Source organism: Pararhizobium sp. PWRC1-1, assembly GCF_049897905.1.
In the GTDB taxonomy this organism is placed as follows: Bacteria; Pseudomonadota; Alphaproteobacteria; order Rhizobiales; family Rhizobiaceae; genus Pararhizobium.
In genome coordinates, this window is record NZ_JAFCXE010000001.1 from 315658 (window position 1) to 327416 (window position 11759).

An 11759-nucleotide genomic window follows, 5' to 3' on the forward strand; every position below is an offset into this window, starting at 1 on the left:
AGCCGGGCCTCCTCTGCAAGCGGAGATTCCTTTGGCCCTTGTCTTTCTATGAACACTTCCTACATTTCGGCCATGGAACTGAATCTTTGAAGCCCCAAGCTGGATTCAGTCTTTTTTGCCGATTTGAACGGTTTTTCACCGGAAATGCTTGACGGGACCGAAAATTGTGGGAATCACCATTTCTGATACAGTGAGTGAAATGGGTACGGCGGACAGATCCATCATGCAAGTGATGTCAAAACGGCGCTGCTGTCGCAGTTGGCCGGTTTAACCGCGGTGACTATCGTGGTTAATCAGGAATTAAATATCATCCCGTTACGTCAGGGGTAATGATTCGCGGTGGGAGCGATTGACGCACCCGAGCCTCGAAAGAGTTTTGCACCGCGCACGCGTTGAGTGCTGTCCAAGGAAAGCGACGATATAAATGGCAACCAAAGTCAAAGAGAACGAAGAAGCAGAAGCCGAACGCGAAGGCGCACCCGACGGCCCGCTTCTCGATCTCTCGGATGACGCGGTCAAAAAAATGATCAAGGCCGCCAAGAAGCGCGGCTATGTGACCATGGACGAGCTGAACGAGGTTCTGCCGTCCGATCAGGTTGACCCCGACCGGATCGAAGACATCATGGCGATGCTCAGCGAAATGGGCATCAATGTCGTCGAGGACGAGGAGGCCGACGAAGGCCCAGCCGCGTCCGAGGAAGAGGACAACGATGCCGACGGCGAGAGCGAAGGCGGCGAACTCGCCCCTTCGAGCGGCACGGCCCTTGCGACCGCCAAGAAGAAAGAACCGACCGACCGCACCGACGACCCGGTGCGCATGTACCTGCGCGAAATGGGCTCGGTGGAGCTTCTGTCGCGCGAGGGCGAAATCGCTATTGCCAAGCGCATCGAGGCTGGCCGCGAAACGATGATCGCCGGTCTCTGTGAGAGCCCGTTGACGTTCCAGGCCATCATCATCTGGCGTGACGAACTCAACGAAGGCAACACGCTTCTGCGCGAGATCATCGATCTCGAAACCACCTATTCCGGTCCGGAAGCCAAGGCGGCACCGCAGTTCCAAAGTCCTGAGAAGATCGAGGCTGACCGCAAGGCTGCCGAGGAAAAGGAAAAGAACCGCAAGCCGCGTGCCGGCGACGACGACGTGACCAATGTCGGCGGCGAAGGTCAGCCGCACGAGGAAGAGGAAGAGGACGACGACGAATCGAACCTCTCGCTCGCCGCGATGGAAGCGGAACTGCGTCCGCAGGTCATGGAAACGCTCGACATCATCGCCGAGACCTACAAGAAGCTGCGCAAGCTGCAGGACCAGCAGGTGGAAGCCCGCCTGCAGGCGACCGGCACGCTGTCGCCCGCCCAGGAGCGCCGCTACAAGGAACTGAAGGACGAGCTGATCACGGCCGTAAAATCGCTGTCGCTCAATCAGAACCGCGTCGATAGCCTTGTCGAGCAGCTCTACGATATTTCCAAACGTCTGATGCAGAACGAAGGCCGTCTGCTGCGCCTTGCCGAATCCTACGGGGTCAAGCGCGATAGTTTCCTGGAACAGTATTCCGGTGCCGAGCTTGATCCGAACTGGATGAAGTCGATTGCCAATCTGGCCGCCAAGGGCTGGAAGGAATTTGCCAAGAACGAAGGAACGATGATCCGCAACATTCGCGGCGAGATCCAGAATCTGGCCACGGAAACCGGTATCTCGATCTTCGAATTCCGCCGCATCGTCTCGATGGTGCAGAAGGGCGAGCGTGAAGCCCGTATCGCCAAGAAGGAAATGGTCGAGGCAAACCTTCGCCTCGTCATCTCGATCGCCAAGAAGTACACCAACCGCGGCCTGCAGTTCCTCGATCTCATCCAGGAAGGCAACATTGGCCTGATGAAGGCGGTCGACAAGTTCGAATATCGCCGTGGTTACAAGTTCTCGACCTATGCGACCTGGTGGATCCGTCAGGCGATCACCCGCTCGATCGCCGACCAGGCCCGTACGATCCGTATTCCGGTACACATGATCGAGACGATCAACAAGATTGTGCGCACATCGCGCCAGATGCTGCACGAGATCGGCCGCGAGCCGACGCCGGAAGAACTGGCCGAAAAGCTGGCCATGCCGCTCGAAAAGGTCCGCAAGGTCCTGAAGATCGCCAAGGAGCCGATTTCGCTCGAAACCCCGGTGGGTGACGAAGAGGATTCGCATCTCGGCGACTTCATCGAGGACAAGAACGCACTTCTGCCGATCGACGCCGCCATCCAGGCGAACCTGCGCGAAACGACGACGCGCGTGCTCGCTTCGCTGACGCCGCGCGAAGAGCGTGTCCTGCGCATGCGCTTCGGCATCGGCATGAACACCGACCACACGCTCGAAGAAGTCGGCCAGCAGTTCTCGGTCACCCGCGAACGTATCCGTCAGATCGAAGCCAAGGCGCTGCGCAAGCTGAAGCACCCGAGCCGCTCACGCAAGCTGCGCTCGTTCCTGGACAGCTAAGAAGGGGGCCTTTCGATTGAACAATTGCAACCCGGTCAGTGAAAACTGGCCGGGTTTTTCGTTGGGCGGATAGAGTTTACAGCGTGCGCCCCTCTGCGGTCACAGCCTTTGCTTGTCCGCCAGAGCCGACGGGATTATACTTTAGCTCTCGCTAAAACCTCTGGACTTCAATCGTACGCCTTCTGTTGACTGAGATCGGCCGTCCGCTTTTGCCGGATGGTGCGTCCGATGAGGCGGGGGTGGAGGCATCAATCGCGGTGCGACCTTCAAGGCCGTGCCGCATGGGAGGTGTGCCATGACCATGTATATCGTGCTGATCAACTGGACGGAGCAGGGCGTCAAGAATGTGCGCGACTCACCCAAGCGTCTCGACGCCGCGAAGAAGCTGTTGAAGGATATGGGCGGCTCGTTCAAAGAGTTCTACCTGACCATGGGCGATCACGACATGGTGGCGGTGTGTGAAGCGCCGGATGATGCGGTGATGGCGCGGTTTTCACTGTCTCTCGGCATGGGCGGCAATGTGCGCACCAAAACATTGAAGGCATTCCCGGAGGCCGCCTACCGGGAGCTGATCAGTTCGCTCGGATAGGGCGTTCGATCAGGCTGAGCGGGGGTAAACCGGTCAGGCTTGCAGGCATAGTCCTGCGAGAGCGCATCCTCTTGATTCTTTATCGTGGCGACCCGATGTGAAAGAGGCAAAGCCGCTTCAAACGCTTGGAGTTTCCCATGCTCGACAAGCCTGTCAGATTACCCGGTCCGGATCATCCGATCGTCATCGCACCCAATCCCGGCCGTGTTGTTGCCCGGCTGGGAGATATTGTCGTCGCCGACAGCCGCAATGCCCTGACATTGCTCGAGGCGTCCTATCCGGCGGTGCAATATATCCCGCGCGCCGATGTCGATATGGCGCTGCTGCGGCGGACGGGTCATGCCACCTATTGTCCCTACAAGGGTGATGCGTCCTATTTCAGCGTACCCGGCGGAGGAGTCCGGCTGGACAATGCGATCTGGTCTTACGAGGCGCCCTATGATGCCGTTGCCGTGATCAGGGACCATCTGGCTTTCTACGCGGATCGCTTCGAGATCACGGGCGCTTGAGCGGATGTCTGCAGCCACAGTAGCAGACAATGGCGCATTTTTGGTCTGGGTTGCCCCTCACCCTAACCCTCTCCCCGCAGGCGGGGAGAGGGGACGATAGAGTTTGCCGCTTGTCCCTTCTCCCCGTTTACGGGGAGAAGGTGGCCGACAGGCCGGATGAGGGGCCATTGCCGTGTGCGGGCGCCCAAAGGTTGCTGCAGCACTTTATAGCTGCTGCATAATTTTACCTCAAATCGATTCCGGTTTAAGGTATTCTGCAGTAGGAAGAGCCGCCAACCGCTTAGGCTGGCGACTTTCATCGTCCCATTTCCCGCCGGTCACGATCCGGTCAGTATCCGGCTCTATCCACCATCCTATGCAGCAGAATTTGGAAAAACGGCGGGGTACATTCGGAGCGGGACTGTTCGCGTCCGTGGTCGTGCACGTGGCCGTTGCCGCTTTTCTGCTTTTCCAACTGCCGGTAACGCCGCCGAAGCCTGCAGAGGAGGAGGTGGTCAAGGTCGAGATGGTGCCGGAACCGGAGAAGAAACCGGAGCCCGAGAAGAAGCCGGAACCGGAAAAAAAGCCAGAATCAGAAAAAAAGCCCGAGCCCGAGAAGAAACAGGAACCCGAGAAGAAGCCCGAGCCGGAAGAAAAACCGAAGCCGGAGCCGGAGCCGAAACCCCAGGAAGACGTCAAACCGGTCGAAAAACCGGTAGACAAGGCCGAGGAAAAGGCTGAGCAACAAGTTGCCGATAAACAGGCGGCCGAGCAAGCGGCGGCCCAGAAGGCAGAAGCCCAAAAAGCAGAAGCCCAAAAAGCAGAAGCCCAAAGGGCAGAGATGAAGAAGGCTGAAGCCCAGAAGGCGGAGGCTGCCAAAGCCGAAACCGAGAAAGCCACCGCTCAGCCGCTTCAGCCGCAGTCCTTCGAGTCTGCAGCCAAGGAGGGCGGTAAGGAGGCGGGTGGCGACCGTCCTTCGGAACCGGAAAAGAAAGCCGAGCCCGAGCCACGCGCTGAACGCGCTGTCCCGCTTGCCAGCGAACAAACGCGGAAAGAAGTCGAGCCACAACAGCACAAGCCTCTGGACAAACCGGCCGAGACGCCGGCTGCCGCCAAGTTGCCTGAGATCAATCTGCCGCAGGCCGCCAATGCCAACCCGGCGCTGAACGAAGGCGAGGCGCTGATCGAGACTGTGCCGATCCCGCAGGCCAAACCGCAGGACCGGCCGGTGGATGTCGCGGTGTCCGATCCGCAAAAGGTTGCGTCTGCGGACGGCTCCGATGCCAAGCCCAGCCGCCCGCCATCGAACTTGAAGCAGGCAAGCGAACTCTATTCCGCTGATGCACTCTCAAACCCGCGCGTCCGTCAGGCACTCGGCAAGCTGCCGCCTAACCGGCGTATCGTTCAACTCTGCAATTTCGAGACCTTGGAACAGATACGCCGCGCGCGGCCGCAAACTCTGCCGGAAGGCCTTGTCGCCTTTTCTGACGAGGGTGGTAAAATTGCTGGTCGGGTATTACGTGCTACGGGCGGAGCCTTTGTCAGCCGAAGAGTTTGGCATGATGTCGAGTTCGAATGCACCGTCGATGAAGAATTCTCTCGTGTGACGTCATTCCGTTTCGCGGTCGGCAAGACTGTTCCAGAAAGCGAACGGAAGGCGCGCGGCCTGCCTGACAATTGACCAGCCGCGCCTCCTCACATCCTACTTGTAGAACCCTTCGCGCAGGTTGATGCCGTGCTCAAGCCAGGCCTTCATGGCGCAAAGCGCACCCGTCCAGCCCTCGCAATTGCCGTAGGAGCTTTTGAGCCCGGTTTGCGTCTGGCGCCAGCCTTCTTCTGATATTGTCACCAGCGTGCGGCCGGGTTCGACGGGTTGGAAGGCCATGGTCACCGTGGTGTCGTATTTCGGCGCATCCGAGCCTTTGCCTTCATCCGTTGCCCATTGGAAAACGATCTTTTCGTCCTTGATCACCTCGATCACCTTGACCGGGAAGGCGCCGGGGAAATCGTGAAAATCCCAGGTGACGGTGGCGCCCGTCTCAAGCCTGCCTTTGGCGCCGCCGGTGGTGAAATAGCGCGACAGTTGCTCCGGATTGACCACTGCCTCGAAAACCTCCGAAACCGGCTTGGCGATGCGGCCGGCGACCCTGAATTTCAGTTCCATGTTCTTTCCTCCTTGTTTTTCTGCTTGTTCTGGCACTCATTATGTTATAAAAATATAACATGTCAAGTGATGATGCAAATGACCGAATCTTCAAGGCCTTGGCCGCGCCAAGCCGCCGGGCCATGCTCGATGTGCTGAAGGATCAGCCGCAGACGACGGGGGATTTGTGCGCATGGTTTCCTACCCTTGATCGCTGCACGGTTATGCAGCACCTGAAGGTTCTGGAGGCGGCGGATCTGGTCATCGTCAAGCGCGAGGGCCGCGAGCGCTGGAACTATCTCAACCCGCTGCCGATCAAGCATATCCACGACCGCTGGATCGGCCCCTATGCTGCCCAGGCCGTCAATTTGCTCAGCCGGTTGAAGGACGATCTCGAAGGGTAGGGGCTTTTACCCGGCAGCAGCTTTTTCTAGCCCGGCGATGTCGATCTTGACCATCTGCATCATCGCGTCGCGCACCCTGCCAGTCTTGGCGGGGTCGGGGTCGCTCATCAGCCGCATCAGCGCATCCGGAATGATCTGCCAGGTGACGCCGAAGCGGTCGGTCAACCAGCCGCATTGCTGCGCCTGTCCGCCATCCAGCAGTCTGTCCGAATAATGATCGACCTCCGCCTGATCGGCGCAGGCGACGAAGAAGGAGACGGCGGGCGTCAGCTTGTAATGCGGTCCGCCGTTCAGCCCCATGAACCCCCGTCCCTCCAACTCAAAAGCGGCGGTGAAGGTTTTGCCGTCCGGCCCCTTCTGCTGATAGGTCACCTTCGCCTGCCGGAAAATCGACAGATAGAAGGCCAATGCCTCATCGAGCGTGTTGTCGAACCAGAGAAAGGGCGTGATCTTCTGCATGAACGTTCCTCCTGTTTGCTTGGACATTTCCTTCTACCGACGAACGGCCTGGCGCCAATTCGACAAGGCCTGTGATTTTTTTCCCGCCCGAAGCCTTTGGGTCTGCAGCGCTTTTCTGCCGTCTGTGCGCCATCTAGCAAAGTCCTCCGGAATGCGGACAGAGCCGCTTGCTTATCGAAAAATATATCGTAAGATATATCTAGTGTTATATCTTACGAAGGAAAACCCGATGTTTGGACGTCACCGCGGTTACGAGCACCGCAATCACGATGAATCCTGCCGCGAGCGGCATGCCCATGGTGGCCATGGCCGCCACGGTCCTGGCCGTTTCGAAGGCGGCTTTGCGTCGCGCGACGGTTTTCGCGCCGGGCGCAAGCTGTCGTCGATCGATCTGCAATTGCTGATCCTGGCGCTGCTCGCCCGCCAGCCCGCGCATGGCTACGAACTGATCCGCACCATCGAGGAAATTTCCGGCGGTTTTTATGTGCCGAGCCCCGGCATGATCTATCCGGCTTTGACCTATCTTGATGAAATCGGCCATGCGGTGGCGGAAGCCGATGGCAACAAGAAGCTGTTCACCATCACCGATGCCGGCCGCGCCGCCCTGGAGACCGACCGGGCAGGAGCCGATCGCATCATCGAAGGCCTTGGCCGTATCGGCTCGAAGATGGATGCGGTGCGCGATGTCATGGAGGGCCGGGGGCAGGTGCCGGGCGAAGATCCGGAAGCCCATGGCCATCACGCGCTGGAAATTGCCCGCCAGGCGATCAAGGCCTCGCTGTTCCACAAACGCGGCTGTTCCTCCGAGGAGGCGACACGGCTTGCGGATATCCTCCGCCGCGCCGTCGACGAGATCAATCGCGGCTAGCCCCGCCCAAGCTAAAGGATTTTTCATGACCGAAAGACACGCCGTCGCGCGCGTCCGCCACGAGTTGCGCCGCCGTCTCCTCACGGTGAAGACGGCCGAGCGGCTCACCCCGCAGATGGTTCGCGTCACGCTGACCGGCGACGACCTCAAGGGCTTCGTCAGCACCGGCTATGACGATCACGTCAAGCTGTGCCTGCCGCTCGCAGGTCAGGACGCCCCCGTCTGGCCGGTAGGGCCGGATGCGCCCGCTTTGCCGGAAGGCACAGTCGCTTCGCCGATGCGGGATTTCACGCCGCGCCGTCACGATCCGGCAAAGGGCGAACTCGTGGTCGATTTCGCCATCCATGCGGCCGGTCCCGCCACCGAATGGGCCTCAGTCGCGAGGCCCGGCACCAGGCTCGGCGTCGGCGGACCGCGCGGCTCCTTCGTCGTCACCGATGATTTCGACTGGTATCTGCTGATCGGCGACGAAACCGCGCTTCCGGCCATCGGCCGCCGGCTGGAAGAGCTGCGTGCGGATGTGCCCACAATCGTCATCGCCACGGTGGCAGGCGTTGAGGAACAGCAGGCCTTCGAAACGGCAACCCGCCTCGACACCCGCTGGATCCACCGGCCGCTCGACACTGCCAGCGATCCGGCGTTCCTGCTCGATGCCGTCAAGTCGCTGCTGCTGCCGGACGGCGATGGCTATATCTGGATCGCCGGCGAAAACGACACGGTCAAGATCCTGCGCAAGCACCTAGTCGAGGAGCGCGGCCACAACCGCTCATGGATCAAGGCCGCCGGCTATTGGCGCAAGGGCAGCGCCGGGTTCCACGAGAACCACAACGAGGGCTGACGAACTCGACAGCAACGCTGCGGCGGCCTGCGGACATGTGCGAGGTCTGCGGCCGCCGTCCCGCATTCTGCGGCATGGTACGGCGCTTGCGAAAATCCCGCAGATTTCAATGGCAACTTTTCGCCATTTGCAGCCGTATCATCAGCGATATAGTCAGGTGCTTGGCGGATTGTGGAATGGATCATGATGGGCCGACGCAAGGAGACATGTGCCAATGGCGGTCGTACGCGCATTCGGAAAATCATCTACCGGCATGATCCAGCGGGAAATCGACCGCCTGGCGGCGCTGGACGCCTTCGATCTGCTCGATACGCCCCGCGACGAGGGGCTGGACCGCGTGGTCGGACTGATCAAGGAAATCTTCACCGTCGAGATCGGCATCGTCTCGCTGATCGACGCCCACCGGCAATGGTACAAGTCATGCTCTGGTCTTTCAGCCGAAGAGGTTCCGCGCGAAGACACGTTCTGCCGCTATGTCGTCGATATCGAAGAACCGCTTGTCGTCCAGGATGCCACCAAGGATCCGCGGTTTGCGCAGCATCCGGCCGTGACGGGTGAAAGCCATATCTGGTTTTATGCGGGCGTGCCGCTGAAAACCAAGGAGGGCCATACGATCGGAACGGTCTGCGCCATCGATCGCCAGCCGCGCTCGTTCGGCCGCCGAGATCTAAAAATTCTCACGGAACTCGCCGGCGTCGCGATGGACCGGATTTCCCTGCTGCAATCGGCCGCGACCGACGGCCTGACCGATGCGCTGACCCGTCGCGCCTTCAAGCAGGAGGCGGACCAGCTGATTTCGCTGGCCTTGCGTCACCGGCACGATGTCTCCTGCATCGTTCTCGATGTCGATCATTTCAAGACGGTCAACGATACCCATGGCCATGCCGCCGGCGATGCGGTGCTGAAGAGCGTCGCTGCGACCTGCCAGGCGGCGTTGCGTGCAGGTGACCTGTTCGGCCGCCTCGGCGGCGAGGAGTTTGCCATCCTATTGCCGCATGTGGAAAGGGATGGGGCTGTTGCGGTCGCCGAAAAGGTCAGAAGCCTGATTGCCTCTCATACCGTTGGCGAGCGCCAGTTGAAGGTCACGGCAAGTTTCGGCATCTCGGCGCTGTCGATCGTCGGCAAGGATATCGAGACCCTGCTCGCCCAGGCCGATGCCGCGATGTACAGGGCCAAGAACACCGGCCGCAATCGCTGCGTTGCGTGGAGTTCCTTGCCGACCGATCAGACAGCGGGGGCCCGGCGGCGGGTGCTGAAGGCGGGCTCGATCGTCTTCAACGACCGGCGCTCAAGCATCGACTGCACCGTCAAGTCGCTCGGCAGCGACAGTGCCGGCCTGTCCGTTTCCAATTCCGCCGGCATTCCCGCCGAGTTTCTCCTGTCGATCAAGGGCGAGGGGTTTGAAACCCGCTGCCAGGTGATCGCGCAGGACCGGCAAAATCTGGAAGTGGCGTTCCGGTAAGCCAACGCCGAACGTCACCGTATGCCCGCCCCGTTGACAGGCAGCCCTCGCCTGTTTTATCTGACCACATGACCCGTCTGCCGCTCAACACTCTTTCGCGCATGATGATGCCGCTCTCCATCCGAGAAGCGGACCCTTTTGCGTGATCTGAGATAATTTCGCCAGACGCCGAAGCCGCTTCATCCGAGGCGGCTTTTTTTGTGGAACCGCCTCCCCATACCATCTTGAGGAGTTCCGCCATTGACCAAAATATCCGATCCTGCACCGGTCCGCTACATCACCACCGCCATCCCCTTCGTCAATGCCGCCCCGCATCTGGGCTTTGCGCTCGAAGTCATTCAGGCGGATACGCTCGCCCGTTTCTACCGGCAGCGGGGGGACGACGTCCGCTTTTTGGCCGGAACCGACGAGAACAGCATCAAGAATGTTCGGGCAGCGGAGGCTGCGGGAGACTGCGTCGCTGATTTCGTCGCGCGCAACGCCACGCGTTTCCAGGCTCTGCCCGAAAGCCTCAACCTCTCCTATGACGACTTCATCCGCACCAGCGTCGACCCCCGCCACCAGCCAGGCGTCACAAAACTCTGGCAGACCTGCTGCGAACAGGGCGACATCTACAAGCGGTCCTACAAGGGCCTTTACTGCGTCGGCTGCGAGCAGTTTTACAAGCCGGATGAACTGGAGGGCGGCCGGTGCCCCGAACATGATGCGCCGCTGGAGGAGATCGAGGAGGAAAACTGGTTCTTCCGGCTGTCGAACTATACCGGCCGGCTGCGTGATCTATATCGGCAGGGGAAGATCCGGGTCGTACCGCACGCCCGCCAGAACGAGATTTCCGCCCTGATCGAGCGTGGGCTGGAGGACTTTAGCATTTCGCGCAGTGCCGAGCGGGCGCAGGGCTGGGGCATCCCGGTTCCCGGCGATCCCGGCCAGGTGATCTATGTCTGGTTCGATGCTCTGGCCAATTACATCACCGCGCTCGGCTACGGCACCGACGAAACGCTTCTTTCTCACTATTGGGCGGGAACCAGCGCACGCGACCATGTCATCGGCAAGGGCATCACCCGGTTTCACGCGGTCTATTGGCCGGCCATACTGCTCTCTGCCGGCCTGCCTTTGCCAACCCGCATCCTCGTCCATGGCTATCTGACGACGGAAGGCCGCAAGATCAGCAAATCGCTCGGAAATGCCATCGACCCCACCGCCTATGCCGAACGTTTCGGCGCGGATGCCCTGCGCTATTTTCTCCTGCGCCATATCCGCACGACGGAAGACGGCGATATCTCGCTTGTCCGCTTTGAGGCCGCCTATAAATCCGAACTGGCCGGACATCTCGGAAACCTCGTTCACCGCACGCTGAGCATGATCGAACGCTCTTGCGGCAGCACTCTGTGCGAACCTTCGAAGGGGCTCACCGAACACGATACGCTCATCCGCCAAGCCATTGGCCTGCAGGAAATCGTCACCGCCCATCTCAACGCCTATGCCTTCGACCGGGCGCTGGATGCGATCTGGAAATTGGTCGCTGAGGCTAACAAATATGTCGCCGACCAGCAGCCGTGGGCGCATGCAAAAGCGGTGGCGGCAGCGCAGACGGCGGACGAAAGACAGGACTCTGCCACCCGCCTGAACGACAGCCTGTACAGTGTCGCATGGACCCTTCGGATCATCGCTACGGCGCTCACCCCGTTCATGCCGTCGGTTTGCGCGCAGTTGCTGCAAAAGCTCGGATTGGAAGAGGGGGATGACGGCCAGCGTCCGGGTTTGGCCGGAGCGACGATCGCCGCCGGGGCTCCGTTGTTTCCGACAGATCCGGTGGATTCGTGACGGGGAAACTGAACAGGATTGGTTTTGATAAAATCGGTCTTCTTTTGGGAAGTCCCGATGCCGGCAGCCATAAAAATCTCTGTCGTGCTCCAGTATTCAGAGGACGAGGCAAAGGCGCGACAGGTCGCGAAAGAAATAAACCGAAAGTGTTGGCTGATGGTAATGAGGTCAAGCACTTCTGATGAACCACCAACGGCAGTTTTGCACC

The 11759-nt window shown here is 60.1% G+C and carries 12 protein-coding genes; 10 read left to right on the forward strand and 2 right to left on the reverse strand.

Going from position 1 to position 11759, the window contains the following annotated elements; genetic code table 11:
* The first annotated feature begins 424 nt into the window (after positions 1-424).
* The 4 genes from rpoD (at position 425) to ACP7E0_RS01600 (ending at position 5234) form a co-directional block, all read left to right on the forward strand.
* Complete coding sequence (rpoD, locus tag ACP7E0_RS01585; RefSeq protein ID WP_426122520.1) at positions 425-2476, forward strand: RNA polymerase sigma factor RpoD; 2052 nt, start codon at positions 425-427, stop codon at positions 2474-2476.
* Positions 2477-2771: 295 nt separating this feature from the next.
* The gene (locus tag ACP7E0_RS01590; RefSeq protein WP_426122521.1) at positions 2772-3065 is read left to right on the forward strand and encodes a GYD domain-containing protein; all 294 of its coding nucleotides are present in this window, start codon (positions 2772-2774) and stop codon (positions 3063-3065) included.
* Positions 3066-3202: 137 nt separating this feature from the next.
* Positions 3203-3574 carry a DUF427 domain-containing protein gene (locus tag ACP7E0_RS01595; RefSeq protein ID WP_426122523.1) on the forward strand — a complete coding sequence of 124 codons (372 nt, stop codon included), beginning with the start codon at positions 3203-3205 and terminating at the stop codon, positions 3572-3574.
* A 367-nt stretch (positions 3575-3941) separates the two neighbouring features.
* Entirely contained in the window at positions 3942-5234 is a 1293-nt protein-coding gene (locus ACP7E0_RS01600; RefSeq protein ID WP_426122525.1) for a DUF930 domain-containing protein, read from the forward strand.
* 21 nt (positions 5235-5255) lie between these two features.
* On the opposite strand, the gene ACP7E0_RS01605 is transcribed toward ACP7E0_RS01600, so the two are convergent.
* Positions 5256-5717 carry an SRPBCC family protein gene (locus tag ACP7E0_RS01605; protein ID WP_426122526.1) on the reverse strand — a complete coding sequence of 154 codons (462 nt, stop codon included), beginning with the start codon at positions 5715-5717 and terminating at the stop codon, positions 5256-5258.
* Between the two features lie 59 nt (positions 5718-5776).
* On the opposite strand from ACP7E0_RS01605, the gene ACP7E0_RS01610 reads away from it, so the two are divergent.
* Positions 5777-6100, forward strand: a complete 324-nt coding sequence (locus ACP7E0_RS01610) for an ArsR/SmtB family transcription factor (RefSeq protein WP_426122528.1) — start codon at positions 5777-5779, stop codon at positions 6098-6100.
* A 6-nt stretch (positions 6101-6106) separates the two neighbouring features.
* On the opposite strand, the gene ACP7E0_RS01615 is transcribed toward ACP7E0_RS01610, so the two are convergent.
* A complete protein-coding gene (locus tag ACP7E0_RS01615; protein ID WP_426122530.1) occupies positions 6107-6559 on the reverse strand; it encodes a VOC family protein in 453 nt (150 codons plus the stop codon).
* A gap of 229 nt (positions 6560-6788) precedes the next feature.
* On the opposite strand from ACP7E0_RS01615, the gene ACP7E0_RS01620 reads away from it, so the two are divergent.
* The 5 genes from ACP7E0_RS01620 to ACP7E0_RS01640 all read left to right on the forward strand — a co-directional run bounded on the left by ACP7E0_RS01620 (position 6789) and on the right by ACP7E0_RS01640 (position 11733).
* The gene (locus ACP7E0_RS01620) at positions 6789-7427 is read left to right on the forward strand and encodes a PadR family transcriptional regulator (RefSeq protein WP_426122531.1); all 639 of its coding nucleotides are present in this window, start codon (positions 6789-6791) and stop codon (positions 7425-7427) included.
* A gap of 25 nt (positions 7428-7452) precedes the next feature.
* A complete protein-coding gene (locus tag ACP7E0_RS01625; protein ID WP_426122532.1) occupies positions 7453-8265 on the forward strand; it encodes a siderophore-interacting protein in 813 nt (270 codons plus the stop codon).
* Between the two features lie 214 nt (positions 8266-8479).
* Positions 8480-9727: a diguanylate cyclase gene (locus ACP7E0_RS01630; RefSeq protein WP_426122533.1), complete on the forward strand. Its 1248-nt coding sequence runs from the start codon at positions 8480-8482 to the stop codon at positions 9725-9727.
* A 240-nt stretch (positions 9728-9967) separates the two neighbouring features.
* Positions 9968-11551 (forward strand): methionine--tRNA ligase, encoded by a 1584-nt coding sequence (gene metG / locus ACP7E0_RS01635; RefSeq protein WP_426122534.1) that lies wholly within the window; start codon positions 9968-9970, stop codon positions 11549-11551.
* Positions 11548-11733 (forward strand): hypothetical protein, encoded by a 186-nt coding sequence (locus ACP7E0_RS01640; RefSeq protein ID WP_426122535.1) that lies wholly within the window; start codon positions 11548-11550, stop codon positions 11731-11733. Before metG ends, ACP7E0_RS01640 begins: the two co-directional genes overlap by 4 nt.
* Positions 11734-11759 lie beyond the last annotated feature (26 nt).